The 24878-nt window shown below is 70.2% G+C and carries 21 protein-coding genes; 8 read left to right on the top strand and 13 right to left on the bottom strand.

Annotation, left to right across the window (positions count from 1 at the left end; all coding sequences use genetic code 11):
* Positions 1–27: 27 nt before the first annotated feature.
* The 3 genes from ACZ5WE_RS02690 to panB form a co-directional block, all read right to left on the bottom strand.
* Positions 28–855 (bottom strand): ABC transporter permease, encoded by an 828-nt coding sequence (locus tag ACZ5WE_RS02690; protein WP_467690630.1) that lies wholly within the window; start codon positions 853–855, stop codon positions 28–30.
* Positions 852–1871, bottom strand: a complete 1020-nt coding sequence (locus ACZ5WE_RS02685; RefSeq protein ID WP_467690628.1) for an ATP-binding cassette domain-containing protein — start codon at positions 1869–1871, stop codon at positions 852–854. Before ACZ5WE_RS02685 ends, ACZ5WE_RS02690 begins: the two co-directional genes overlap by 4 nt.
* Before the next feature lie 415 nt (positions 1872–2286).
* Positions 2287–3204, bottom strand: coding sequence for a 3-methyl-2-oxobutanoate hydroxymethyltransferase (gene panB / locus ACZ5WE_RS02680; RefSeq protein WP_467690626.1), 918 nt, complete (start codon positions 3202–3204; stop codon positions 2287–2289).
* 156 nt (positions 3205–3360) lie between these two features.
* Between panB and ACZ5WE_RS02675 the strand changes: the two genes are divergently transcribed.
* The 4 genes from ACZ5WE_RS02675 to ACZ5WE_RS02660 all read left to right on the top strand — a co-directional run bounded on the left by ACZ5WE_RS02675 (position 3361) and on the right by ACZ5WE_RS02660 (position 8147).
* The gene (locus tag ACZ5WE_RS02675) at positions 3361–4953 is read left to right on the top strand and encodes an MFS transporter (protein ID WP_467690624.1); all 1593 of its coding nucleotides are present in this window, start codon (positions 3361–3363) and stop codon (positions 4951–4953) included.
* Positions 4954–5091: 138 nt separating this feature from the next.
* Positions 5092–5610 (top strand): TetR/AcrR family transcriptional regulator, encoded by a 519-nt coding sequence (locus tag ACZ5WE_RS02670; RefSeq protein WP_467690920.1) that lies wholly within the window; start codon positions 5092–5094, stop codon positions 5608–5610.
* Positions 5611–5783: 173 nt separating this feature from the next.
* On the top strand, positions 5784–6806 hold the full coding sequence (locus tag ACZ5WE_RS02665; protein ID WP_467690622.1) for an endonuclease/exonuclease/phosphatase family protein: 1023 nt from the start codon (positions 5784–5786) through the stop codon (positions 6804–6806).
* A gap of 123 nt (positions 6807–6929) precedes the next feature.
* Positions 6930–8147, top strand: a complete 1218-nt coding sequence (locus tag ACZ5WE_RS02660) for an MFS transporter (RefSeq protein ID WP_467690620.1) — start codon at positions 6930–6932, stop codon at positions 8145–8147.
* 66 nt (positions 8148–8213) lie between these two features.
* Here ACZ5WE_RS02660 and ACZ5WE_RS02655 read toward each other — a convergent pair whose 3' ends face one another.
* The 3 genes from ACZ5WE_RS02655 to ACZ5WE_RS02645 form a co-directional block, all read right to left on the bottom strand.
* Positions 8214–9971 (bottom strand): NAD+ synthase, encoded by a 1758-nt coding sequence (locus ACZ5WE_RS02655; RefSeq protein ID WP_467690618.1) that lies wholly within the window; start codon positions 9969–9971, stop codon positions 8214–8216.
* A 172-nt stretch (positions 9972–10143) separates the two neighbouring features.
* A complete protein-coding gene (locus tag ACZ5WE_RS02650; protein ID WP_467690616.1) occupies positions 10144–11868 on the bottom strand; it encodes a multicopper oxidase family protein in 1725 nt (574 codons plus the stop codon).
* 134 nt (positions 11869–12002) lie between these two features.
* Entirely contained in the window at positions 12003–12521 is a 519-nt protein-coding gene (locus ACZ5WE_RS02645) for a hypothetical protein (RefSeq protein WP_467690614.1), read from the bottom strand.
* 230 nt (positions 12522–12751) lie between these two features.
* Between ACZ5WE_RS02645 and ACZ5WE_RS02640 the strand changes: the two genes are divergently transcribed.
* Both ACZ5WE_RS02640 and ACZ5WE_RS02635 read left to right on the top strand, forming a co-directional pair.
* Positions 12752–13414: a DUF998 domain-containing protein gene (locus ACZ5WE_RS02640; RefSeq protein WP_467690918.1), complete on the top strand. Its 663-nt coding sequence runs from the start codon at positions 12752–12754 to the stop codon at positions 13412–13414.
* Positions 13411–14235 (top strand): alpha/beta fold hydrolase, encoded by an 825-nt coding sequence (locus tag ACZ5WE_RS02635; protein ID WP_467690612.1) that lies wholly within the window; start codon positions 13411–13413, stop codon positions 14233–14235. Before ACZ5WE_RS02640 ends, ACZ5WE_RS02635 begins: the two co-directional genes overlap by 4 nt.
* Before the next feature lie 785 nt (positions 14236–15020).
* Here ACZ5WE_RS02635 and ACZ5WE_RS02630 read toward each other — a convergent pair.
* From ACZ5WE_RS02630 to ACZ5WE_RS02615, 4 genes are all read right to left on the bottom strand, one after another.
* The gene (locus tag ACZ5WE_RS02630; protein WP_467690610.1) at positions 15021–16085 is read right to left on the bottom strand and encodes a LacI family DNA-binding transcriptional regulator; all 1065 of its coding nucleotides are present in this window, start codon (positions 16083–16085) and stop codon (positions 15021–15023) included.
* Positions 16086–16352: 267 nt separating this feature from the next.
* Positions 16353–17990 carry an extracellular solute-binding protein gene (locus ACZ5WE_RS02625; RefSeq protein ID WP_467690608.1) on the bottom strand — a complete coding sequence of 546 codons (1638 nt, stop codon included), beginning with the start codon at positions 17988–17990 and terminating at the stop codon, positions 16353–16355.
* 49 nt (positions 17991–18039) lie between these two features.
* Positions 18040–18903, bottom strand: a complete 864-nt coding sequence (locus ACZ5WE_RS02620) for a carbohydrate ABC transporter permease (protein WP_467690606.1) — start codon at positions 18901–18903, stop codon at positions 18040–18042.
* Between the two features lie 83 nt (positions 18904–18986).
* Positions 18987–19841: an ABC transporter permease gene (locus ACZ5WE_RS02615; protein WP_383329639.1), complete on the bottom strand. Its 855-nt coding sequence runs from the start codon at positions 19839–19841 to the stop codon at positions 18987–18989.
* Positions 19842–20188: 347 nt separating this feature from the next.
* On the opposite strand from ACZ5WE_RS02615, the gene ACZ5WE_RS02610 reads away from it, so the two are divergent.
* Positions 20189–21160, top strand: coding sequence for a hydroxyacid dehydrogenase (locus ACZ5WE_RS02610; protein WP_467690916.1), 972 nt, complete (start codon positions 20189–20191; stop codon positions 21158–21160).
* Positions 21161–21339: 179 nt separating this feature from the next.
* On the opposite strand, the gene ACZ5WE_RS02605 is transcribed toward ACZ5WE_RS02610, so the two are convergent.
* Together ACZ5WE_RS02605 and ACZ5WE_RS02600 are read right to left on the bottom strand one after the other, a co-directional pair.
* Entirely contained in the window at positions 21340–21984 is a 645-nt protein-coding gene (locus ACZ5WE_RS02605; RefSeq protein ID WP_467690604.1) for a DUF305 domain-containing protein, read from the bottom strand.
* Positions 21960–22625: a DUF3105 domain-containing protein gene (locus ACZ5WE_RS02600; RefSeq protein ID WP_467690602.1), complete on the bottom strand. Its 666-nt coding sequence runs from the start codon at positions 22623–22625 to the stop codon at positions 21960–21962. Before ACZ5WE_RS02600 ends, ACZ5WE_RS02605 begins: the two co-directional genes overlap by 25 nt.
* A gap of 317 nt (positions 22626–22942) precedes the next feature.
* Between ACZ5WE_RS02600 and ACZ5WE_RS02595 the strand changes: the two genes are divergently transcribed.
* Positions 22943–24304, top strand: a complete 1362-nt coding sequence (locus ACZ5WE_RS02595; RefSeq protein WP_160504710.1) for a glutamine synthetase family protein — start codon at positions 22943–22945, stop codon at positions 24302–24304.
* Positions 24305–24430: 126 nt separating this feature from the next.
* Here the strand turns inward: ACZ5WE_RS02595 and ACZ5WE_RS02590 are convergent, their stop codons facing one another.
* Positions 24431–24865 (bottom strand): VOC family protein, encoded by a 435-nt coding sequence (locus tag ACZ5WE_RS02590; RefSeq protein WP_467690601.1) that lies wholly within the window; start codon positions 24863–24865, stop codon positions 24431–24433.
* Positions 24866–24878: the final 13 nt, after the last annotated feature.

The following is a 24878-nucleotide window of genomic DNA, read 5'->3' as shown; positions in this document are numbered from 1 at the left end:
TGCGGGGTCAGCTGCTCCTCGTACGCATCAGCTCTTCGTGCGGAACTTGTGGATCGCGATCGGCGCCATCACCACCGTGAGCACCACCGACCAGCCGACCGTCACCCAGATGTCGTGGGCGACCGGGCCGCCCACCATCAGGCCGCGCGCGGAGTCCGCGAGCGAGGACAGCGGGTTGTAGTCGGTGAAGGCCTGCAGCCAGCCCGGCATCGACTGCGTCGGCGCGAAGATCGACGAACCGAACTGCAACGGCATCAGGACCAGGAAGCCCATCGCCTGCACGGACTGGGCGCTCTTCAGCGATACGCCGAGGACCAGGAAGATCCACATGATGGCCGAGCCGAAGAGAGCGGACAGGCCCACGGCGGCGAACAGACCGCCCCAGTTGGTGATGTCGAAGCCCACCAGGACACCGACGATCATCATGACCGCCGTCGCGACGAGCATCCGCATCAGCTCCACCACGATCTTGGCGAAGAGCACCGAGCCCTGGCCGATCGGCAGGGTGCGGAAACGGTCCATGATGCCGTTCTGGAAGTCCTGGTTGAAGCCGGTGCCGACGGCCATGGCGATGTTCATGCTCATCATCGCCATCATGCCCGGCACCACGTACTGCACGTAGGCGTCCTGGCCGCCGCCGAGCGCCTGCCCGATGGAGCCGCCGAAGACGTACACGAACAGGAGCGTGAAGATGATCGGCATCAGGATCGCGTCGAGCATCGACTCCGGGTCCTGGCGGATCCAGAGCAGATTGCGGCGGACCAGGGCGCTGGTGTGGCGCACGTGGTCGCGAAGACCGATGCGGGCGTCCGCCTCGCCCTGGTGGAGGGGCGGCGTGAGAGTGGTGCTGCTCATACGGCAACCTCCTCGAGTTCGGGGCGGGCGTCCTGCGGGGCGCTGGCCTTCTGGCCGGTGATGGAGAGGAACACCTCGTCCAGACTGGGCAGTTCGGTGGCTATCGAGCCGATCGTGATGCCGCGCGCGGTGACCGCGCCGACCACGGCGGTGAGCTGCTCGTCGCTGAGGATCGGGACAAGGACCGTGCCGGACTCGGCGTCCACGGTGGAGGTGGCGAGCCCGGTCAGGCCCATGTCGTCGAGCGCCCCGGCCAGCGGGCTCAGTTCCAGCGGGTCGGCCGGGCGGATGCGGAGCGTACGGCCGCCGACCTTCGCCTTCAGCTCGTCGATGCCGCCGTTGGCGATGACCTTGCCGCGGTCGATGACGGTCAGCTCGGAGGCGAGCTGCTCGGCCTCCTCCATGTACTGCGTGGTGAGCAGCACGGTGACGCCGTCGGTGACCATGCGCTTGACCTCGGCCCACACCTCGTTGCGGGTGCGGGGGTCGAGGCCGGTGGTCGGCTCGTCCAGGTACAGGACGGAGGGGCTGCCGATCATCGACGCCGCGAGGTCGAGGCGGCGGCGCATGCCGCCGGAGTAGGTCTTGGCGGGCCGGTTGGCGGCCTCGGTGAGGGAGAACCTCTCCAGGAGCGCGTCGGCCCTTGACCTGGCTTCCTTGCGGGAGAGGTCGAGGAGCCGCCCGATCATGTAGAGGTTCTCGCGTCCGGAGAGCTTCTCGTCCACGGAGGCGTACTGGCCGGTGAGGCCTATGACCCGGCGGAGCTGGCGGGGCTGCTTCACGACGTCGTATCCGGCCACGAAGGCCGAGCCCGAGTCCGGGACGACGAGGGTGGAGAGGCAGCGTACGAGGGTGGTCTTGCCGGCGCCGTTCGGGCCGAGCACGCCGAGGACGGTGCCCTCGCGTACGTCGAGGTCCACGCCGTCCAGTGCTTTGGTCTCGCCGTAGTGCTTGACCAGTCCCCTCACGGTGACGGCGCTTCCGGCGCCGCCGGGGGTGTTGTTGATTCGCGTCATGCCGGAAGAATGTCACCCCCCACCGACAAACCACCGACAGAGCGCCTACAGCTGGCCGGGGGGCCTGCTGCGGACCATCTGTTGCCCCGGGTTGGGCCGCTTCGGGTGGTCTGCCCGCTGCCCCCACCCTGCGGGCCGGCTCTTCCCCACCCACTCACCCGATCACCCCGGGGTGATCGGGTGAGTGGGAGGGAAACATCGCCGCGAAGCGGCGGAAGAAAGGACCCGCACCCGACCGAAGAGCGAAGCGAACACCCCCCCGGCGAGGAAAAGCAACCCCCACCCCCACCCCCACCCCGCCCCCCGGCGAGAAAAAAGCGGACAGCCCGTCGACGGGGGAAATCGACGGGCTGCCGGTGGTGCCGCTATGGCTCAGGGGGGGGGGCGGGCGCGGCTGCGGCGCCCGGGAGGGGGGCTAGTGGACCGCGTGTTCCGGGGCGGGGAACGCGCCGCCCACCACATCCTCCGCGAACGCCTTGGCCGCGCCACTCATCACGCCCCGCAGATCCGCGTACTGCTTCACGAAGCGCGGCATCTTCCCGCCGGTCAGGCCCAGCATGTCCGTCCAGACCAGGACCTGCGCGTCGCACGCCGCACCTGCGCCGATCCCGACCGTCGGGATGTGCAGGGAGCGGGTGACCTCGGCCGCCAGCTCCTCGGGGACCAGTTCGAGGACGACCGCGAACGCGCCCGCGTCCTGCGCGGCCTTGGCGTCGCTCAGAAGCCGGTGCGCCGCCTCGTCGCCGCGGCCCTGGACGCGGTAGCCCATCGTGTTCACGGACTGCGGCGTCAGGCCGAGGTGCGACATGACGGGGATCCCGGAGGAGACGATGAGCTCGGTCTGGGGGAGCGAGCGCTCGCCGCCCTCCAGCTTCACCGCGCCGACCCCGGCCTCCTTCACCAGGCGCGTCGCCGAGCGAAGGGCCTGGACCGGGCCTTCCTGGTACGACCCGAAGGGCAGGTCGCCGACGATCAGGGCGCGCGACGTGCCCCGTACGACGGCCCCGGACAGCATGGTCATCTCGTCGAGGGTGACGGGCACGGTCGTCTCGTACCCGAGGTGGCAGTTGCCCGCCGAGTCGCCGACCAGCATCACGGGGATGCCGGCCTCGTCGAAGACGGACGCGGTCATCGCGTCGTACGCGGTGAGCATGGGCCACTTCTCGCCCCGCTCCTTGGCGGCGGCGATGTCCCGCACGGTGATGCGGCGGGTGCTCTTGCCTCCGTACAGCGCCTTGCTGCTGTCGGTGGACCGGCTCACGGCGGATGCGGCGGATGCGGCGGGTGCGGTGGGCCCCGCGGGCTGGTTCTGGGCAGCCGAAAGTTGCGTCATCGCAACGGCTCCTTCTCTTATCTCGAGGCGCCCTGACGGCGTCCCCGGATCCCCTCCATGGTGGCATCGCGTGCCGCCCGTCGGCTAGTGGACCCTTCGGTAAAGTCTTTACAATACGAGACGGTCTCGTATCGGAACTGGCCTAGGCTGGATGCCATGACTACTCCCGCCGTCACCACGCCACGCATACCGGAAGCCGTCCACCGGCGCCGGTGGGCGATCCTCGGCGTCCTGATGCTGAGCCTGCTGATCGTGGTGCTCGACAACTCGATCCTGAACGTCGCCATCAAGACGATCTCGACCCCGGCGCCCACGGGCCTGGGGGCCACCCAGGGCGACCTGGAGTGGGCCATCAACTCCTACACCCTGGTCTTCGCGGGGCTGCTCTTCACGGCGGGCCTGCTCGGCGACCGGCTCGGCCGCAAGAAGGTGCTGATCGCGGGCCTCGCCGTCTTCGGCATCGGCTCCGCGCTCGCCGCCGAGTCCGGATCGCCCGTCCAACTCATCCTGTTCCGCGCGGTGATGGGCCTCGGCGCCGCCTTCGTGATGCCCGCCACCCTCGCCGTCCTGATGAACGTCTTCGAGCGCGACGAGCAGCCCAAGGCCATCGGCATCTGGGCGGGCGGCGTCGGCCTCGCCATCGCCATCGGGCCCATCACCGGCGGCGTACTCCTCGACCACTTCTGGTGGGGCTCGGTCTTCCTGGTGAACGTGCCGATCGTGATCGTCGCGATCGGCCTGATGATCTGGCTCGTGCCCGAGTCGCGCGACCCGAAGCCGGGCCGGATCGACCTGGTGGGCGTGGGCCTGTCCGTTGTCGGCCTCGTCCTGCTCGTCTACGGCATCATCAAGGGCGGCCAGCTCGCCGACTTCACCGACCCCGCCGTCCTCGGCACCGTCGTCGCGGGCATCGCCGTACTCGTCGGATTCGTGCTGTACGAGAAGCGCAGCGACCACCCCTCCATCGACATCTCGTATTTCAAGAACCGCGTCTTCTCGGCGGCGATCAGCTCCCTCGCGCTCGTCTTCTTCGCGCTGATGGGCGTGACGTTCTTCGCGGTCTTCTACACGCAGAGTGTGCGTGGCTACTCACCGCTGCAGACCGGCCTGTTGATGCTGCCGCTCGCCGCGGCGCAGCTCATCTTCGCGCCGCGCGCCCGCCTCGTCGTGGACCGCTTCGGCGTCCGCGCCGTGTGCACGGGCGGGCTGCTGCTCCTTGCGGCGATGCTCGCGGCCTTCACGACCCTGGAGGCCGATACGCCGATCTGGATCCTGGAGGTCATCTTCTTCCTGATGGGCACCGGCATGGCGCACATCATGACGCCCGCCAGCGTCGTCATCATGCAGGCGCTGCCCCGCGAGAAGGCCGGCTCCGCCTCCGCCCTGAGCAACACCTTCCGGCAGGTCGGCGGCGCCCTGGGCATCGCGGTGCTCGGCTCCGTACTCTCCGCGGCCTACCGCAGCGGCGTCGAGGACAAGCTCACCGTGCTGCCCGCCGACGCACGGCATGCCGCGGGCGAGTCCATCGAGGCCACCCTCGGCGTCGCGGCCAAGCTCGGCCCGCGCGGCGAGCCGCTGGTGACCGCGGCCCACGACTCCTTCCTGCACGCCATGCACATCACGGCGCTCTGCGGAGCGGGTGTCGCCCTGATCGGCGTCGTGGTCGTCGCCCTGTTCCTGCCGGGCCGCACACCCCAGGAGCCGGAGGCCGAGCAGTCAAAGGCCGACCCGGTGGGCGCGGGGCGCTGAGCGGGACAGGGGAGAATCGGCGCGGCAGAGCGCCGGACGACGAGAGACGGAGTTGACGTGGGCCACAGCGCCAAAGGCGTCCGGGGACGCCCCCGCAGTGAGGCCGTGGAGCGGTCGATCGTCGAGGGTGTCCTGAAGATGATCGAGGACGGCGTGCCGCTCGCCGACATCTCCATCGAACGGATCGCCCGCACGGCGGGCGTCGGCAAGGCCACCATCTACCGCCGCTGGAGCGGCAAGGAGGAGCTCTTCGTCGAGATCCTGCGGACCATGGACGACCCCCCGCCCGAGCTGGCGGGGGACTCCATGCGCGGCGATCTCGTCACCCTCCTCGACCACCTGCGCAGGCGCGGCGTGAACCTGCGGTCCTCCGCCCTCCTGCACAACGTGTTCGCGCAGATGAAGAGCCTGCCGAAGCTGTGGGACGCGTACCACGCGACGGTCATCGAACCCCAGCGCCGCGTCATGCTCGGGGTGCTGAGCCGCGGCGTGGAGAACGGCGAACTGCGCGCCGACGTGGACATCGTCCTCGCCAACGACCTCTTCGTCGGCCCCATGCTCGTACGCACCGTTCTCCGCTCCGACGCCCCGCTCGACGAGGACCTCGCCGAGCGGATGGTGGACACCGTGCTCGCGGGGCTGCGGCCCACGGGGTGAATGTGCGCGTTTCGTCACAGCGGCCCGTTGTGCGGGGAGATGCGGAACCCGCCGCGCCGCCCCGCTCGTCCTCGTCCCGTACGGCCGTCACGGACGGCGGGGAGGACACCCGATCATCGCCTAGGGTTTCAGGGGCGAGGACGGTTGCACGGCACCAGTGAGGCGACGAGCGTATGGCGCAGGCGTATGTGACGGAGACAGGCAGTGGCGGTTCGGAACCCGACCGCCAGGGGTCTCGGTTCCGGCGCCTGGCCGACGGCTGGCGGGGCGACCGGGGCATCTGGCGGCGCGGGCTCGTCACGGCCGGGGTCGCGGTGCTGCTCGCCCTGGTGATGCTCTTCCACGCGCAGATCCCGAACGGCGTCGGCAACCTCGGCAGCCTCATCGAGACGTTCCTGCCCTGGCTCGGCGTACTGATCCCGGTGCTGCTTGTCGTCGGCTTCGTCCGCAAGTCCGCCACCGCGCTGATCGCGGTGCTGCTGCCCTCGGTCATCTGGGTCAGCTCCTTCGGCGGCCTGATCAGCGACAAGTCCGGCGCCGGCGGCGATCTGACGGTCGCCACCCACAACGTGAACGCGGAGAACGCCGACCCGTCGGGCACCGCCCGTGACGTCGCCGCTTCCGGCGCCGACGTCGTGGCCCTCGAGGAGCTCACGGCCGACGCCGTCCCGACGTACGAGAAGGCCCTGGCCGGCACGTACAAGTACCACTCGGTGCAGGGCACGGTCGGCCTGTGGAGCAAGTACCCCCTGACCGGCACCGAGCCCGTCGACATCAAGCTGGGCTGGACGCGCGCGATGCGCACGACGGTCAACAGCCCCAAGGGCGAGGTCGCCGTCTACGTCGCCCACCTGCCGTCGGTGCGGGTCAAGCTGGACGCGGGTTTCACCGCCAACCAGCGTGACGACAGCGCTGATGCGCTGGGTGAGGCGATCGCCGACGAGCAGGTCTCCAAGGTCGTGCTGCTCGGCGACCTGAACGGCACGATGAACGACCGCGCCCTGAACGCGGTCACCTCGCAGATGCGGTCCACGCAGGGCGCGGCGGGCGACGGCTTCGGCTTCAGCTGGCCCGCGTCGTTCCCGATGGCGCGGATCGACCAGATCATGGTGAAGGGCGTCGAGCCGCTGTCGTCGTGGACGCTGCCGGAGACGGGCAGCGATCACCTGCCGATCGCGGCGCGCGTGGAACTGTAGCCCCCGGGCGGCGTCCCGGACATCTGCTCTCCACCTTGCGGAATACTGAGCCCGAGAGACTTTGTTCCGTACGTAAACTTACGGAACACCACTCCCTCATGCGCTCCCCCGGAAGGTTTCTTCATGCCCCTGGCCCTGCTCGCCCTCGCCGTGGGCGCCTTCGGCATCGGCACGACCGAGTTCGTGATGATGGGCCTGCTGCCCAACGTCGCGGACGACCTGCACATATCCATCCCCACCGCGGGACACCTGGTCTCGGCGTACGCCCTGGGCGTCGTCATCGGCGCCCCGCTGCTCGCCGCGGTCACCGCGCGCATGCCGCGCCGGCGGGTCCTCATCGGCCTGATGGTGCTCTTCGTCGCGGGCAACGCCCTGTCGGCGGCGGCCCCCGACTACCACTGGCTGATGGCCGCCCGCTTCCTGAGCGGCCTCCCGCACGGCGCGTTCTTCGGCGTCGGCGCGGTCGTCGCCACAGGGCTGGTCGCTCCCGAGCGCAAGGCGCGCTCGGTCTCGCTCATGTTCCTCGGCCTGACCGTCGCCAACATCGTGGGCGTGCCCGTCGCCACGGCGATGGGACAGCAGCTCGGCTGGCGCGCGACGTTCCTCGCGGTCAGCGCGATCGGCCTCGCGGCGATCGCCGCGCTCGCCCTCCTCGTCCCCGCCGACCACGGCCACGGCGAGAGCGGCGGCCTGCGCGGGGAACTCCGGGCCCTGCGCAGCGTTCCGGTGTGGCTCGCACTCGGCACGACCGTGGCCGGCTTCGGGGCACTGTTCTCCGCGTACAGCTATGTGACGCCGATGCTGACCGACGCCGCGGGCTACGCCGAGTCCAGCGTCACGTTGCTTCTGGCGCTGTTCGGCGTCGGCGCCACGGCGGGCAACCTGCTCGGCGGCCGGCTCGCCGACCACTCCCTGCGGGGCACGCTCTTCGGCGGACTCACGGCGCTCGTCGTGGTCCTCGCCCTGTTCCCGGTCCTGATGGGGACGGCGTGGAGCGCGGCCCTCGCGGTGACGCTGCTCGGCATGGCGGCGTTCACGACGGGCTCGCCCCTGCAGCTGATGGTCATGGAGAAGGCGTCGGCGGCCCCGTCCCTCGCCTCCTCCGCCAACCAGGCCGCGTTCAACCTCGCCAACGCGGGAGGCGCGTGGGTCGGCGGCCTCGCCCTCGCCGCGGGCCTCGGCGTCACCTCTCCGGCGGTGACGGGCGCGGCCCTTGCCGTGCTCGGCCTCGGGGTGGCAGGCGTGGCGTACCTGGTGGACCTGCGGTCGCCCGTGTCCGGCGGTGGGCGCTTGGTGGCGGAGCACTCGGTGCACGACCGTGAGACGTCCCACGCCGGGTGAAATCCGGTGGGTGGGAACGATCCGCCGCGCAGCGGCGGTACAGGACGGTTCCCACCCATCCCCGGGTCAGACGGACTTCTCCCGCCACCGATTGGTGATCGGCAGCCGGCGGTCCTTGCCGAACCCCTTCGCGGAGATCTTCGTGCCCGGCGGGTACTGCCGCCGCTTGTACTCGGCGGTGTCGACCATCCGCAGCGTCTTCACGACCAGCTCCCGGTCGTACCCCGCGGCGACGATCGTGTCCGCGCCCTGGTCCCGGTCGACGTACATCTCCAGGATCGCGTCGAGGACCGGGTAGTCCGGCAGCGAGTCCGTGTCCACCTGGTCGGGCCGCAGCTCCGCGCTCGGCGGCTTGCTGATGGAGTTCTCGGGGATCGGCGGCGTCTGGCCACGGTCGCCGGCCGCGCGGTTGCGCCACTCGGCGAGCCGGAAGATCAAGGACTTGTAGACGTCCTTGATCGGCCCGTACGCACCGACCGAGTCGCCATAGAGCGTCGAGTACCCCACCGCCAGCTCGGACTTGTTGCCCGGCGCGAGGACGATGTGGCCCTCCTGGTTGGAGAGGGCCATCAGCATCGTGCCGCGCAGCCGCGACTGGAGGTTCTCCTCGGCGAGCCCGGTGAGACCGAGCGACCCCATGTACGCGTCGAACATCGGGGCGATCGGCACGGTACGGAAGTTCAGCCCCGTACGCCGTGCGAGATCCTCCGCGTCGCTGATGGAGTGGTCCGAGGAGTAGCGCGACGGCATGGCGACGCCGTACACGTTCTGCGCGCCGAGCGCGTCGCAGGCGATCGCGGCGGTGAGGGCGGAGTCGATGCCTCCGGAGAGGCCGATCAGAACGCTGCTGAATCCGTTCTTCGCGGCGTACGCACGCAGCCCGACGACCAGCGCCGAGTACACCTCTTCGTCGTCATCGAGCCGCTCGGCGTACCCACCGGTGAGTTCCGGCTCGTACGCGGCGAGGGGTTCCTGCGAGACGGTGACGTGCTCGATGCGCAGTCCGTCGTCGACGATGCCCGACGGCGCCTCGGGAGCGGCGGCCGGGAGATCCAGATCGAGGACGACACACCCCTCGGCGAACTGCGGGGCCCGCGCGATGACTTCGCCGTCCCGGTCCACGACGACCGAGTCCCCGTCGAAGACGATCTCGTCCTGGCCGCCGATCATGGCGAGGTAGGCGGTGGTGCAGCCCGCCTCCTGCGCGCGCTTGCGCACGAGCTCCAGGCGGACGTCGTCCTTGTTCTGCTCGTACGGCGACGCGTTGATGGAGAGCAGCAGCCCCGCGCCCGCGGTGCGCGTCGCGGGGACGCGGCCGCCGTCCTGCCAGAGGTCCTCGCAGATGGCGAGCGCGACGTCGACGCCGTGCACGCGCAGGATCGGCAGGGTCTCGCCCGGCACGAAGTAACGGAACTCGTCGAAGACGCCGTAGTTCGGCAGGTGGTGCTTGGAGTACGTCAGGATGGCCTCGCCGCGGTGCAGGACGGCGGCGGCGTCACGCGGGGCGCCCGCCGGCTGGCCGTACTTCGGCTTGGCCTCCTCGGTGCGGTCGAGATAGCCGACGACGACCGGTAGCTCGCCGTACCCCTCGTCGTTCAGCCGCACGGCGAGCGCGCGCAGCGCCTCCCGGGAGGCGTCGACGAAGGACGACCGCAGGGCGAGGTCCTCGACGGGATAGCCGGTCAGCGCCATTTCGGGAAACGCGACGAGGTGCGCTCCCTGCTCGGCGGAGTGCCGGGTCCAATGGACGATCGCCTCGACGTTCCCGGCGAGATCGCCGACGGTCGAGTCGATCTGATTCAGGGCGAGGCGTAGTTGAGGCACGAGGCCCAGTGTAATCGTCAAAGCGACGCGATGCCCTGCGGGGCGGGTGTGTGGCGCCCCACGCGGAGCGCCCCGCCAGGGGCGCTCCACGGGGTGGCGGCCGGTCAGTGCGGCAGCCGAGGACGGTCAGCTGCGGTGGCCCAGGACGGGCAGCTGCGGTAGCTCAGGACCGTCAGCTGCGGTAGCCCAGTACCGTCATCATTCCTGCCTCCGAGTGATAGACGTTATGGCAGTGGATCATCCACAGGCCCGGGTTGTCGGCTTCGAAGTCCACCGTCAGGGTGCCGTTCGGCAAGATGATCGCGGTGTCCTTGCGGGGGCCGTTTTCTGTGTTCGCCAGGGTGAAGGTGTGGCCGTGCAGGTGGACCGGGTGCCACATCGTCGTCGAGTTTGCGAAGACCAGGCGGACCCGTTCGCCCGCGCGGACCGGGTGGCGGCGGGCGGGGGAGTAGGGCTTCTTGTCGAAGGCCCAGTCGTACTTCGCCATTCCGCCGGTCAGTTGAAGCCTGATCGTGCGGTCCGGCTTGCGGGACGGGAGGGCCACCGAGCGTGCCGCCCGCAGCTTGTCCGCCGTCAGGAGACGGCCCTTCAGCTCCCTGGGGCGGGTCGAGGGGGCGGGTGTCGCGCCGCCGCCCGTGCGGAGGACTGCCAGGGCTGCCGCCTTCTTGCCCTCGGCCGCCGCGGTCAGCGGGAACGCGCCGTCCTTGGCGGTGACCAGGACGTCATAGCGCTCGCCCATGCCGAGCAGCAGCGCGTCCGTCTTGGCGTGCTCCACCGGGAAGCCGTCCGTGTGCGTCACCGTCATCTCGTGGCCGCCGAGCGCCACCCGGAAGGCCGTGTCGCCGCCCGCGTTGATGATGCGCAGGCGAATGCGGTCGCCGGGGCGGGCCTTGAAGGAGGAGGGGGCGTCCGGCGTACGGCCGTTGACCAAATAGTGGGGGTAGGCCACGTCGCCCGCGTCGCCGCCCAGCAGGTCGCTCTTGGCGCCCATCATCATGCGGGAGGGGCGGGAGGGGCGGGGGGAGGACGGGGTGGATTTCGGGGACGCGGCGGTCTTCCGCGACGCCTTCGACGCGCTCGACATGTCGTGCCCGCCGTGGTCCATGCCGCCCGTGTCGCCCATGCCGCCCGTCTCGCCCGTGCCGTCTCCCTCGCCCCTCTCGTCACCGGCGCCGCCCATGTCGTGGCCGCCCATGCCCTTGCTGAGTTCCGCGAGCACGGCGTCCGGGGTGGAGCCGTCCACCCCGTCGAGCCAGTCGTCCAGGACGACGACCCACTCCTTGTCGTACTGCAAGGGCTCCTTGGGGTCCTCGACGATCAGTGGTGCGTACAGACCGCGGTCCTGCTGGGTGCCCGAGTGGGGATGGAACCAGTACGTCCCCGGGTGCGGCACCGCGAAGCGGTACGTGAAGTCGGCGCCCGGCTTGATGCTCCGCTGGGTGAGGCCGGGGACGCCGTCCATGTCGTTGCGCAGGGCAAGGCCGTGCCAGTGCAGGGACGTGGCCCGGGGGAGGTGGTTGGCGAGCGTGAGGGCGAGGGTGTCGCCCGCGGTGACGCGGACTTCCTTGCCGGGCAGTCGGTCGCCGTACGCCCAGGTCTTGACCGTGCGGCCACCGAGGTCGAGCTCGGCCGTCATGGCCGTGAGCTTCACCTCGCGGACCGAGCCGCCGCCGGGCCGCTTCTTCTCCGCTGCGGCGACTTCCCTGCCGGACGGGTCGACATAGCCCTCGGGGTTGCCCTTGGGGTTGCCCGTAGGTTCGGAGCCGCCGCCGTGTCCGGCGTGGCCGGAGCCCGGCTCCGAGCCGGAACAGGCCGTCAGGATTCCCGAACCGGCGACGGCGGCCGCGGCGCCGAGCAGCGCGCGGCGCGAAGGGGTGCGCGGGGGTTGAGTGCGCATGGCTGAGTACACCTCGTCGTAGTGGTGCGTGCAGATGGGCGCATCTGCTGCTTCTGATACACCGCTCGACGCCCGGAGGTTCCCATCGAGGACCCACCAGGACGCGGGCAGCGCGGAGCAGCCGGTGCGTCGGCCTAAATGCGCAGCACCGAGAGGTGGGAGAGGAGTATGCGGGGCGGCGGCGGATTGGGCCGCAGTCCGTCGGGCAGCCGGGCGGGCGCACGGGAGGGGACGGTGAAGCCGCCGGGCCGCAGCAGGCCCGCCTTCAGCAGCAGTACGAGGGTGAGCGCGGCGAGGACGGCCAGGCAGACGGACAGCGGGTCCATCCCGGCCATGCCTGCGCCTTCGTCCACGGCTGTCGCCACGCGAGCGTGGCCGGTGACGTGGGGCGGACCCGGCGGCGCCGAGCCGCCCGCGCTCATCTCAAGCGGGGCGGTGGCCTGTTCGGGCCCGCTCCCGTGACTCGACGAGTGCCCCGTCGTGGGGCTCGACGCGTGGTGGCCTGCTGCGGGGCTCGACGAGTGGCCTGCCGCCTGACCCGACGAGTGTCCCGTCGGATGGCCGAGCGTATGCATCGTCACGATGCCGAAGAGCAGCGCTGCGAGCAGCAGGAGCTGCCTGCCGCCGTGCGCTGATCTCTTCATGGCCGCCATGGGCGGAACCTTACCCCCGGCGGGTATCCCGCGACGTGCGGGCCCCCGGTACTCCACTGATCATGAGCCCATGACGACTACGGACAAACCGGTGCGGACCGCATCACCCGTTCGGGACGCGCCTCCCTCCCCGGGGGACACGCGTGCTGCCGCCGACTAGCGCCGTCCTCCCCGCCGTGCCGCCCACCGCACCGTCGGAGCCCCGCCCCGCCCCAGCTCGTACCGGCGCCATCTCGGCCCTCCTGGCACTCGGTGCGCTCGCCTACAGCACGTGGCTCATCGAACCCCTCCTCGGCACGGGGCTCTCGCCGCTGAGCTCGTACGTCAGTGAACTCGCCGCCCAGGACCAGCCGTACGGCACGCTGTTCCGCACGGCCGACCTGACCGCCGGGCTGCTGGTCCTCGCGGGCGCGGTGGGTGCGCTGCTGTGGCTGCCGCGCCGGTGGAGCACGGTCGCGGGGTGGGCGGGGCTGGCCCTGTTCGGGGTGGCCACCGCGGTCGACTCCCGGCTGCCGCTGAGCTGCGCGCCGACCGCCGACGCGGCCTGCGTGGCAAGCGAGCGGGCGGGGCTCGTGCCCGCGACGCACACGGCGCACGCGGTGAGCAGCAGTGTCGCGGTGACGGGGGCGCTGGTGGGGATGGTGGCGCTGACGCTCGCGGCGCGGAGGCACGGGTACCTGCCCTCCCTGGCGCGCTCCCCGGGCCTCCACCTCGTCCTCCTCGCCCTCCTCGTCCTCCTCGAACTGGCCGCCACCGCCTGGACCTTGGGCGCCGTCGCCGCCTTCGACGCGGGGCACGGTACGTGGGGTCTTGGGGTGGGGCAGCGGCTACAGGTGCTGTTGATCGCGGTGTGGCTGGGGCTGCTCGCGCGTGCGCTGGTGCGGCGCGGATGAGTTTCGTACGCATCGGGGGAGTGCCGCACCACGTGCGCGTGACGGGGAGCGGGCCGGTGTGCGTGCTGAGCGCGGGTCTCGGCCTCGCGTGGTTCGACTGGGACGCGGTGGTGGAGCGCCTCGCTCCGTGGCGGACCGTCGTCCGCTTCGACCGGCCGGGGTCGGGGTTGAGCGGGCACGCGCGCGTGGCGCCCACGCTTGCGGGCGAGGCCGAGCGGATCGCGCGAATCCTGGACGCGCTGGGCCTGTCCGGTCCGGCCACCGTGGCCGGACACTCCCTCGCGGGCTTCCACTGCGAGGCGTTCGCCCGCCTCTTCCCGGAGCGGACGTCGGGCCTGGTCCTGGTCGACTCCAGCATCGAGGAGCGTCCGAGGGTGAGGGTCCCGCGCGGGGTGCGGGTGGCGGTGGCTCGGGCGGGCGGGGTGGTACTGGGTGGGGTGGGGCTGCCGCGGGCGGTGGGGCCTGTGTTGCGGAGGGTGGCGGTTCGGGGTGACGGGGCGTCGGCGGGGGTGGTGAGGCAGGTCTATGGGGCGAGTCGGGTGCTGCGGGGTGCGCTGCTGGAGTACGCGACGTACACCGACGCCGCGGTCGAACTCGCCGCGCTCCGGGAGGAGTTCCCCCTGCCGGGGCGGCTTCCGGTGACGGTCCTCGCCGCGTATGCCGGGGGCACGGTGGGGTGGCTCGCCCGGCAGCGATCCCTTGCCGTCGCGCTGGACGCGGCCTTCCGCGTGGCGGAGCCGTCGGGCCACTTGGTGATGCGGGACGCCCCGGGGGGCGTGGCGGGGGCGGTGCTGGCCACGTGCCCCGGCGGCGCCCCCTGACCGCGGCTCCGCGCCACCTTGTTCCCGCCTAGCTGCGGGGGCGCGGGCTAGGCGGTGCGGGCGGTTCGCCGCCCACGAATCTCTCCCACTCACCCACCCGATCACCCGGCGGCATCTCGGCCACGCCGTGCGGGCCGTTCACCTAGGCCGACGGCCGCCCCGCTCCCCCCCCGATCGCCCGGCGGTATCTGGGCTGCGCCGCGTGGACCCTTCGTCGTGGCCCGCCGCTGCGGGGCGGATTTTTCCCGCCCGCCCATCCGGTTGCCCGGTGGTATGTGGGCTGCGTCGTGTGGGCCGTCGTTCGTCCAGGCCGGCCGCTGCGCGGAAGTCTTTCCCGCCCACCCACCCGATTGCCCCGCGTAGCGGCGGTCTGCGGTGCCTGCGCAATGCTGCGACACCCCCCCGGCTCGACGCAGGGCAATCGGGTGGGCGGGCGGGAGACATCCGCCGCGCAGCGGCGGTTCCGCGTGTACCGCTGGGCTGTCAGGGGGTGGCTGTTTCCGTTCCGTGGGGCCATCGCGGGGGGTGTTCGGGTGGGTGGGTGGTTCCGCTGCGGAGCGGTTGGCTCAGGGTGTACCCCCGGGCTGTCATGAGGTGGGCGTTCCCGGGGCCGCTGCGGGGTGATCGGGTGGGTGGGTGGGGGACACCCGCCGTGGAGCGGCGGTTCAGGGTGTACCCCCGGGCTGGCATGAGGCGGTCGTTCCCGGGGTCGCCGCCGGGTAATCGGGTGGGTGGGTGGGGGACACCCGCCGCGCAGCGGCGGTAAAGGGGATACCGCAGGGCCACTACGAAGTGGCGCCCCGGCTCCCCCGGAGCCCCCGCACACTCTCCCGGATCACAATGTGCGTCCCCAGCAGATGCCTCTCCTGGCCCGCCCGAGGCGCCCCCGCCAGAGCAAGCCGCACCGCCGTCCGGCCCATTTCCTCCGCGGGGATGTGCACCGTCGTCAGGCCGGGAGTGATGTCCGCCGCCACCGGGTCGTCGTTGTAGCCGACCACCGAGATGTCCTCCGGGACCCGCAGCCCGTACTCCCGCAGTGCGATCACCGTGGCCGCCGCCACCCTGTCGTCACCAGCGAACACCGCCGTGAAGTCCGGCTTTCCGTCCGCCTTCTTCAGGAGGTCCATGATCGCCTCGTAACCGTGGTTCTGTCCGAAGCCGATGCCGTGCAGGATCGCCTCCTCGCGCGGCACCCCGTGGTCGGCCAGCGCGCGCAGATAGCCGGCGACACGGTCCTCGCCCGTGGTGTGTCCTGGCTGGTAGCCGATCAGGGCTATCCTGCGGTGGCCCGCGCCCAGCAGGTGGCTCGTGATCGCGTACGCGCCCGCCTCGTTGTCGTACTCGACGACCAGCGCGGGGACATCCGGCGCCGGCGCCGGGCGCCCGCACAGCACCAGCCGGGAGCCCGCCGCGGCAAGCGCCTGCGCGTACCGCGCCATCCGCTCGCGGTACTCGTCGTCCTCGATGACGCCGCCCACCAACACCACCGCCTCGGCGGCCTGTTCGCGCATCATCTGCACCAGGGCGAGCTCGCGTGCCGGGTCGCTGTTCGTCGACGCGACCAGCGTGAGCCTGCCCCGCTGGGCGGCCTCCATCTCCACGCCCTGCGCGACGTTCGCGTAGAAGGAGCTGACCACGTCGAACATGAGCACCGCGATCGTCTTGCGGCCCGCGCCCGCCAACGCGCGCGCGTGCGCGTTGGCGACGTAGTCGAGGTCCTTGACCGCGCGCAGCACCTTCGCCCGCGACGCCGTCGACGTCGGGTAGTTGCCCGCGAGGACCCGCGAGACGGTCGCGACCGAGACGCCCGCCCGCGCCGCCACATCGCGGATGGTGGCCCGCTCGCCCACTGTGTCTCCTCATCTAGCAGTATCCGCTGGCAGTATCCGCGTCACGCAGCACGCTCCGCGGCAATCAGCAGTCTCCGCGTCACAGCAGTCTCCGCGTCAAGTAGCAGCGTCCGGGGCGGTGTTGCCCCCACGGCAGCACCACCGCCGGGCGGCGTTGCCCACGGCAGCACCCACCGCCGGGGCAGCGTTGCCCCCACGGCAGCACCACCCCGGACCATCGTCCCCGGACCATCATCCCCGGACCATCATCCCGCGCCCGCCCCCGGATCAGTGCGCGGCTTCGTACTCCTTCGCGAACTCCTCGCGTGACTTCTCGCCGCCCTGCGTCTGCCACTTCTTGTAGACGGCGTCCCAGTCGGACAGCTTCCTGCGGCCCGAGACGATCGCCGTCACTCCGTCCTCGACCACCTGCTGCATGGACGCGCCCTGCCGGTTGTACGTGTCCGACATCAGGCCCCAGTGATCGTCACGGACAAGGTTCGGCACGACCGCCTTCTCCCACGTGTGCAGCCGCTTGGTGAGATCGGGGTAGCCGGGGAAGTACAGCGGCTGCGGCGCGTCCATGAGGTAGGCGAAGGGGAGGTTCGTCTTGTTCTCCACCAGGCCGAGGGAGTTGGCGATCGGGTCGCCGCTCTTGTCGTACTCGAAGTGCGTGCCCTCGACCCCCGAGTGCATCAGCTCGTACTCCTTGGAGCCGAACGGCGACGCCAGCCAGTCGAGCACCCGCAGCATCAGCTTGACGCGGTCCTTGGAGGCCTTCTTGATGACGGTGTATCCGAAACAGCCGCGGTTCTGCTGGTAGACGGGCGTCGCGCCCTCGACCACGTACGGCACGGCGGCATCCAGTGTGAACTCGTCCTTGATGCCCTGCGCGTTGGAGATGACCGCGCCCCAGCCGTCCGTCATCGAGCGGACCGTGCCGTTGTAGAACTGCGTCTTGAGGTCGACCTGGGAGATCGAGGTGGCATCGGAGTTGTACGAGCCCGCCTTGCGTATCTTGGACATGTACTCGAGGGCTGCCCTGAACTCGTCGGTCCCGTACATGTCGGTGACCTTGCCGTTCTTGATCTGCCACTGGTTCGGGGCGCCGTGCCACATCGCGTGGTAGAGGTAGCCGAAGAAGCCGACCGACGATGCGCCGAGCGCGGACTTCTTGTTGCGCGAGGCCTCCCTGGCCATCGTCTGGAAGTCGGCCGCGGCCATCCCCGGCTTGTAACCGGCCTCGTGGAAGGCCTCGCGGTTGATGAACATCGCGCCCTGCACCTTGGCGCGCTCGACCGGCAGGCCGTAGATCCGACCGGATACGCGGCCCATGCCCTCCCACGCGTACGTCGGGATGTTGGCGAGGTTCGGGTAGTCCTTGACCGCGTCTCCGGAGAGGTACTCCGACAGGTCCGCGCACCGCGACTTCACGAACTGCGACTCGCGCGGAAGCACGTACCCGCCACCGAAGTTGATCATGTCGGGCAGGTCGTCGCCGGACATCAGGGTGGACATCTTGGAGCGGAAGTCGGCGTCCGGCACCACCGAGAACTCGACCTCGACACCGAGGGCCTCGTTCATCGCCTGCCAGTACTTGTTCGATCCGACCGGCTTCGGCGGTGTGCCGTAGGTGATGGTCATGACCTTGATCTTCTGCTTGCCGGTGCCCGGCTTCTCGGCCGTCGCGGCGACCAGCTTCTCCGGGTACTTGGTGAACCCGGGTTGTACACCCTCTGTGCTGGGTGCGAGGTCGGGCTTCGGGCCCTTGGCGGGCGTGTACGTCGGCCAGGGCGCCGCCTTCTTGTTGGCGTTGCTGACCGAACCGCCGCCGCTCGAATCGGTGGAGCAGGCGGTGAGCAGGGAGGGGGCGGCGACCGCGGCCCCGCCGACGGCTATGGAGCGCAGCAGCGTACGACGCGACATCGAGGAACCGGACACAGTGTCAACCTTTCGGAAGTGCGGGGAAGTTGGCTCAGCTCTTGATGGCGCCCGTGAGCACGCCCTTGGTGAAGTACTTCTGCAGGAAGGGGTAGACGAGCAGGATCGGCACGGTGGCGATCACCAGGACGGCCATCTGCATCGTCTGCGGGGCGGACACGTTCGCGGCATCGCTCAGCCCGGTGTCCGCGATCTGCGAGCCGCCCATGACGTACGTACGCAGGACCTGCTGGAGCGGCCAGTGATCGGACTCCAGGTAGATCGAGGCATGGAACCAGGCGTTCCAGTAGCTCACCGCGTAGAAGAGGCCGACCACCGCGAGGGCCGCCTTGGAGAGCGGCAGCACGACCCGCCACAGGATCTGCCAGTCGTTCGCGCCGTCCAGCCGCGCCGCCTCGTACAGCTCCTCGGGAACGCCCTGGAAGAAGCCGCGCAGGACGACCAGATTGAAGACGTTGATGAGGACGGGGACGATCAGCGCGCTGTAACTCTCCAGCATTCCCGTGCCCTTGACCAGCAGGAACGCGGGGATCATGCCGGGCGGGAAGAGGAACGTGAACAGGACGATCAGCAGGATCGGCTTCCCGCCGTACACCTTGGGGCGGCTCAGCGCGTACGCGAGGAACGTGGTGCACGCGAGCGAGGCGAGGGTGCCGATGATGGTGATGCCGGCGCTGACCCCGAGCGCCTTGGTGACGATGCCGCCCGCGAAGACCTGCTCGTAGGCGCGCAGGGTCGGGTGCGTGGGCCACAGGACCCAGCCGCCGTTGGCGATGACCTCGCGGTTGGAGGCGAACGACGTCGAGACGATCACCAGGAACGGCACGAAGACCATGACCAGGATGGTGACGATCGCCAGCGCCTTGGCCACCTGGGTGACCGGCTTCGGCTTCTCCATCCAGGAGGGGCGAGGGGGGCGTGCGGGGCGTGCGCGACGCACAGGCCGCCCGGGCCGTATCTCGGCGGCGGCGGTTTTCGTGCTCACTTGTAGACCCCCTGCTCGCCGAGGCGATGAGCGACCTTGTTGGCCGCGAAGACGAGAATCGCGCCGACCACGCCCTTGAACAGGCCCGCCGCCGCGGCGTATCCGGTGTCGCCGCCGACGATGCCCTGCCAGAAGACGAAGGTGTCGAGCACCTCACCGGCCTCAGGCCCCACCGACTGCCGTTGCAGCAGCATCTGTTCGAAGCCGACGGAGAGGATGTCGCCGAGCCGCATGATCAGCAGCAGGATGACGACCGGCCGGATGGACGGCAGCGTCACGTGCCAGAAGCGGCGCCAGGGGCCCGCCCCGTCGATGGCGGCGGCCTCGTACTGCTGCTCGTCCACCTGCATCAGCGCGGCGAGGAAGATGATCGTGCCCCAGCCGGCGTCCTTCCAGACGACCTGCGCGACGACGAGCGCCGGGTAGGCGTCCGGGTTGCCGATGATGTCGACGGAGTGCAGACCCGCCTGCCCGAGCACGGAGTTGAGGAGACCGGTGTCGGCGAGCACCTGCTGGAACAGGGCGACGACGATGACCCACGACAGGAAGTGCGGCAGATAGACCACCGACTGCACGAAGCGCCGCGTCAGGTCCGAGGTCAGGCTGTGCAGGAGCAGGGCCAGGCCGAGCGGGACCGGGAAGAAGAAGACCAGCTGGAGCACCGCGAGGAAGAGCGTGTTCCAGGTCGCGTGCCAGAAGTCCGGGTCGCCGAACATCCGGTCGAAGTTCTCGAAGCCGACCCAGGGGCTGGCCCAGAGGCCGTCGAAGGGGACGTACTCCTTGAAGGCGACGGCGTTCCCGATGAACGCGCCGTAGTGGAACACCAGGAAGTACGCGACTCCCGGGGCCATGAGCAGCAGCAGGACTCGCGAGGAGCGAAACCGTTTCCATCGCTCATCACGCTTGAGTTTGTTGCCATTTGGCCGGTTACTGCGCTCGCCGGGCGGCTTCACCGCCTCGGTTTCCGTCCGGTCCTTCGTCACCGCTGACACGGCAGCCCCTCCGTTGTCGGAACAAGGTGACCGGAATCTAAAGCGGTTACTAACGCCGGTCAACCCCCTTGGCCCCGCGATCTCTTGACCGCTGTCCCGACTTCGGCCTAGCCTCCAGGCGCTGTTGGGTAACCGGTTACTACGAGGGATGGTCACGCGTGGCAGACCAGGCAGAGTTGAAAGGCCGACCGAACGCGGTGCTCGCCATGAGCGCGGACGTGGCGGACCGGGTGTTCGCCCCCGACATCCGTGAACGGCTCGCCCGGACCGTGGAGTTGGCGCCGGCCCTGCTGGCCGGTCCGCTCACCGGGGCCGACGCGCTCGCGGTGCTCGCCGACACGGAGATCCTGGTCACCGGCTGGAACTGCCCGCCCGTCACGGCGGAGGTCCTCGCCCACGCCCCTCGGCTGCGGGTCCTCGTACATGCCGCCGGATCGGTGAAGCCCGTGGTGACGGACGCGCTGTGGGACCGGGGTGTGGCGGTCACATCGGCGGCCGACGCCAACGCGGGGCCCGTCGTGGCCTACACGCTCGCCGCGATCACGTTCGCGGCGAAGGGCGCGCTGTCGACCGCGGCGAGATACGCCGCCGGGTGGCCGCCCTTCACCGAGCGGACGGGCGCCGACGCCCGCACCATCGGCATCATCGGCGCGTCCCGCATCGGCCGTGGGGTCATCGCCGGGCTGCGCGCGTCCGACGCCCGGCTGCGCGTGCTGCTCACCGATCCGTACGTCACGAGGGAGGGGGCGGCCGGGCTCGGCGTGGAGCTCGTCGACCTCTCGGAACTGTGCCGGAGCAGCTCGATCGTCAGCGTCCACGCGCCCCAACTCCCCGAGACGCGGGGCATGGTGAGCGAGGAGATGCTGAAGCTGGTCCCCGACGGAGGCACCGTCATCAACACGGCGCGCGGCTCACTGGTCGACACGGAGGCGCTGGCCAGGGAGTGCGGGGCGGGCCGCCTCGACGCGTTCCTGGACGTGACGGACCCCGAGCCACTGCCGGCCGGGCACCCCCTGCTCACGCTCCCGAACGTCCTTGTCACCCCGCATGTCGCGGGGGCGCAGGGGAGCGAGGTGCGCAGGCTCGGGGAGTTCGCGGTGGGGGAGGTGGAGAGGTTCGTGCGGGGGGAGGAGCTGCGGGGGCGGTTGCTGCGGGAGGAGTTGCTGCGGGTGGCGTGAGGGGGTTTACATTTCCCAACCCCGCCCCTTCCCGAAAACCCGCTGCGCGGGGGCGTCCTCAATCGCCGGACGGCTGAAAATTCAGCCGTCCGGCGATTGAGGACGCGGGGCCGGGGCGGAGCCCCAGGCAGGTCCGGGGCGCAGGCACGGTTTTCGGGAAGGGGCGGGGTTGGGGAAAATCACGGCCTCGCCCCCCGCGCCTTCAGCAGATCCGTCATCAGCTCGATCTCCGACTCCTGCGACTCCACCATCCCCCGCGCGAGCCGCACCTCAGCTCCCACCTGGCACCGGTCCACACACCCCTCGGCCATATGGACCCCGCCCTTGTGGTGCTTGATCATCAGCTGCAGATAGCGCACCTCGGCGGCCCGCCCGTCCAGCTTGCCGAGCTTCTTCAGCTCGGTGTTCGTCGCCATCCCGGGCATCAGGGCGCCGTCCTCGCCCGGCGGCATGCCCCCCATCTCCATCCACTCCATCGGCGCCTTCTCGGGCACCTTCGGCAGCTCCCACAGGTCGAGCCAGCCGAGCAGCATGCCCCGCTGGTTCGCCTGGGTCTGGGCGATGTCGTACGCGAGGCGGCGGATCTCCTCGTCCTTCGTGCGGTCGCGCACGATGTACGACATCTCCACGGCCTGCTGGTGATGCGTCGCCATGTCCCGGGCGAAGCCCGCGTCGGCCGACTCCGTGGAGGGGGAGGACGCGGAGGACGAGCCGTCCGACGAGGCGACCGCGACGGTGATCCCGCCGCCGGCCACCACAGCCGTCGCGAGAGCCCCGACCACCCAACAGGTGCGCCGCCTCACTGGGACTTGCCACCCGTGCATGCGGCCCCCGGCTCGGGGGTCTGCTTGCCCTGTACGTAGGTGGAGAAGAAGGAGGCGACCTTCGGGTCGGAAGCGCCGGTCACCGTGCGCTGGTGGCCCCAGGCCGTCAGCATGACCGGGTCCTTCTGGTCCTTGACGGGACTCATCAGCGAGTACGGCGTCTGCTTGACCTTCTGCTCGAGCTTCTTCAGGTCCGCGGCCTTCGCCTTGTCGTTGTACGTCACCCAGACAGCGCCGTGCTCCAGGGAGTGCACGGCGTGGCGCTCCGGGAGCTCGTCCTTGTAGACGTCGCCGTTGCAGTTCATCCACACCTGGTCGTGGTCGCCGCCCACCGGCGGGGTCATCGCGTAACTGACGTCCTTGGTGACGTGTGTACGGCCGAGCTTCTTCGCGTCCCAGACCTTCTCGCCGTCCGCGGTCGTCCTGAACTTCGGCGCGGCGTTCCCGTCGGCGACCGTGCCGGAGTCGTCATCGGCCTGCTGGAAGAGGATGACACCGCCCACGGCGAGCGCGGCGACCACCACCGCGCTCAGAGTGATCGTGATGACGCGGCCGCGGCGGTCGCGTGCGCGCTCTGCCCGGCGCATCTCATCTATCCGGGCCTTGCGGGACGAGCTGCTCGTGTTCTTGGCGGAACCCATGATGTGTCCTTCGGCGATGCGGCGATACGACGGAAAGGGCGGGGCGCGCGGTGCGGAACATGATGGAGCGGTGCGCTGATCGTAATGGGCGAGCGCGGCGGGCTGTAGGGGCAGTCCGAGCCGCCCGCTGTTACGGGCACGCCGATCAGCAGGCACTATGGGCACAGGGCGGCACATGGCCCGCAACGCGCTCGTAACGGTGTGGTGGGATGCTCATGTGCCCCGATGTGTCCCCGACGACAAGCACAGCGCGAACACGGCGCGAGGACAGTGCGGACGCAGGCGGCCTGACCAGCAAGGATGGGTGGAAGCGGAAGATGGACAAGCAGCAGGAATTCGTGCTCCGGACACTGGAGGAGCGCGACATCCGGTTCGTACGCCTGTGGTTCACGGATGTCCTCGGCTTCCTGAAATCGGTCGCGGTGGCTCCCGCTGAGCTGGAGCAGGCCTTCGACGAAGGCATCGGCTTCGACGGCTCGGCGATCGAGGGATTCGCCCGGGTGTACGAGTCGGACATGATCGCCAAGCCGGACCCGTCGACGTTCCAGGTCCTGCCCTGGCGCGCGGAGGCCCCCGGTACCGCCCGGATGTTCTGCGACATCCTCATGCCGGACGGCTCACCGTCCTTCGCGGACCCGCGTTACGTCCTGAAGCGTGCCCTGGCGAAGACCTCCGACCTCGGGTTCACCTTCTACACCCATCCCGAGATCGAGTTCTTCCTCCTGAAGGACAAGCCGCTGGACGGCTCGCGGCCCACCCCCGCCGACAACTCCGGCTACTTCGACCACACCCCGCAGAACGTCGGGATGGACTTCCGCCGGCAGGCCATCACGATGCTCGAATCCATGGGCATCTCGGTCGAGTTCAGCCACCACGAGGGCGCCCCCGGCCAGCAGGAGATCGACCTCCGTTACGCGGACGCGCTCTCCACGGCCGACAACATCATGACGTTCCGTCTGGTCATGAAGCAGGTCGCGCTGGAGCAGGGGGTCAACGCGACCTTCATGCCCAAGCCCTTCTCCGAGCACCCGGGCTCGGGCATGCACACGCACCTCTCCCTCTTCGAGGGCGACCGCAACGCCTTCTACGAGTCCGGCTCCGAGTACCAGCTCTCCAAGGTGGGCCGCTCCTTCATCGCGGGCCTCCTCAAGCACGCCGCCGAGATCTCCGCGGTCACCAACCAGTGGGTGAACTCCTACAAGCGCATCTGGGGCGGCTCGGAGCGCACGGCGGGCGCGGGCGGCGAGGCACCCTCGTACATCTGCTGGGGCCACAACAACCGCTCGGCACTGATCCGCGTCCCGATGTACAAGCCCGGCAAGACCGGCTCGGCGCGGGTGGAGGTCCGCTCGATCGACTCGGGCGCGAACCCGTACCTGACGTACGCGGTGCTGCTCGCCGCGGGCCTCAAGGGCATCGAGGAGGGCTACGAGCTCCCGCCGGGCGCCGACGACGACGTCTGGGCCCTCTCGGACGCCGAACGCCGCGCGATGGGCATCGAGCCGCTGCCGCAGAACCTGGGCGAGGCGATTGCGCTGATGGAGCGGTCGGAACTGGTCGCCGAGACGCTCGGCGAGCACGTCTACGACTTCTTCCTGCGCAACAAGAAGCAGGAATGGGAGGAGTACCGCAGCGAGGTCACGGCCTTCGAGCTGCGGAAGAACCTGCCGGTGCTGTAGCGCTGCCGCTAGGCGCGCGGGGAACTGCGTGCTCAGTCCACGAAAGGCCGCAGACGCATCTGCCGGAATACCAGGCAGATGCGTCTGCGGCCTTTCTGCGGTTGCTCGCGCAGTTCCCCGCGCCCCTTACGGGGCGCCCACGATCGCCTCCCGCAGAGGCGTGGACGCCCGCACCCGGTACTCCTGGATCGCCCAGCCGTTGCCGTCCGGGTCCTTGAAGTACATGAACGTCCCGCCGTCCTGTGGCGCATGCGCCACCGGCTCCGAGACCTCCAGGCCGCGTGCCGTCAGCTCGGCGTGCGCCGCCTTCGCGTCGGCGACGCACAGTTGGAGGCCCTGGTAGGAACCGGGGGCCGGCGTCGGTCCGTCCATCGTGTCCCAGAGGGTGTCGGCGAGGGCGATGGAACAGCCGGACCCCGGCGGGGTCAGCTGGACGATGCGCAGGCCCGGCATGACCTCCTGGTCGATGTCCACGTGGAAGCCGAGCTTGTCGCGGTAGAACTCCATGGCCCGGTCGACGTCACTGACGGGGAGCGGGATCACCTCGAGTGTGTATTCCATGGGCCGAGTACAT

The organism is Streptomyces sp. NPDC033180 (genome assembly GCF_055577645.1).
The sequence above is the reverse complement of the archived record's forward strand: the minus strand, read 5'-3'. Positions and strand labels throughout refer to the sequence as shown.

Excerpts from the sequence above, each read along its gene's own strand:
- ACZ5WE_RS02610 (WP_467690916.1), top strand. The coding sequence starts at position 20,189 with ATGAGCGCGGACGTGGCGGACCGGGTGTTCGCCCCCGACATCCGTGAA.
- ACZ5WE_RS02605 (WP_467690604.1), bottom strand. The coding sequence starts at position 21,984 with ATGCACGGGTGGCAAGTCCCAGTGAGGCGGCGCACCTGTTGGGTGGTC.
- ACZ5WE_RS02600 (WP_467690602.1), bottom strand. The coding sequence starts at position 22,625 with ATGGGTTCCGCCAAGAACACGAGCAGCTCGTCCCGCAAGGCCCGGATA.
- ACZ5WE_RS02620 (WP_467690606.1), bottom strand. The coding sequence starts at position 18,903 with ATGGAGAAGCCGAAGCCGGTCACCCAGGTGGCCAAGGCGCTGGCGATC.
- panB (WP_467690626.1), bottom strand. The coding sequence starts at position 3,204 with ATGACGCAACTTTCGGCTGCCCAGAACCAGCCCGCGGGGCCCACCGCA.
- ACZ5WE_RS02665 (WP_467690622.1), top strand. The coding sequence starts at position 5,784 with ATGGCGCAGGCGTATGTGACGGAGACAGGCAGTGGCGGTTCGGAACCC.
- ACZ5WE_RS02660 (WP_467690620.1), top strand. The coding sequence starts at position 6,930 with ATGCCCCTGGCCCTGCTCGCCCTCGCCGTGGGCGCCTTCGGCATCGGC.
- ACZ5WE_RS02675 (WP_467690624.1), top strand. The coding sequence starts at position 3,361 with ATGACTACTCCCGCCGTCACCACGCCACGCATACCGGAAGCCGTCCAC.
- ACZ5WE_RS02625 (WP_467690608.1), bottom strand. The coding sequence starts at position 17,990 with ATGTCGCGTCGTACGCTGCTGCGCTCCATAGCCGTCGGCGGGGCCGCG.
- ACZ5WE_RS02685 (WP_467690628.1), bottom strand. The coding sequence starts at position 1,871 with ATGACGCGAATCAACAACACCCCCGGCGGCGCCGGAAGCGCCGTCACC.
- ACZ5WE_RS02690 (WP_467690630.1), bottom strand. The coding sequence starts at position 855 with ATGAGCAGCACCACTCTCACGCCGCCCCTCCACCAGGGCGAGGCGGAC.
- ACZ5WE_RS02635 (WP_467690612.1), top strand. The coding sequence starts at position 13,411 with ATGAGTTTCGTACGCATCGGGGGAGTGCCGCACCACGTGCGCGTGACG.
- ACZ5WE_RS02650 (WP_467690616.1), bottom strand. The coding sequence starts at position 11,868 with ATGCGCACTCAACCCCCGCGCACCCCTTCGCGCCGCGCGCTGCTCGGC.
- ACZ5WE_RS02615 (WP_383329639.1), bottom strand. The coding sequence starts at position 19,841 with ATGGCCCCGGGAGTCGCGTACTTCCTGGTGTTCCACTACGGCGCGTTC.
- ACZ5WE_RS02590 (WP_467690601.1), bottom strand. The coding sequence starts at position 24,865 with ATGGAATACACACTCGAGGTGATCCCGCTCCCCGTCAGTGACGTCGAC.
- ACZ5WE_RS02670 (WP_467690920.1), top strand. The coding sequence starts at position 5,092 with ATGATCGAGGACGGCGTGCCGCTCGCCGACATCTCCATCGAACGGATC.
- ACZ5WE_RS02595 (WP_160504710.1), top strand. The coding sequence starts at position 22,943 with ATGGACAAGCAGCAGGAATTCGTGCTCCGGACACTGGAGGAGCGCGAC.
- ACZ5WE_RS02645 (WP_467690614.1), bottom strand. The coding sequence starts at position 12,521 with ATGGCGGCCATGAAGAGATCAGCGCACGGCGGCAGGCAGCTCCTGCTG.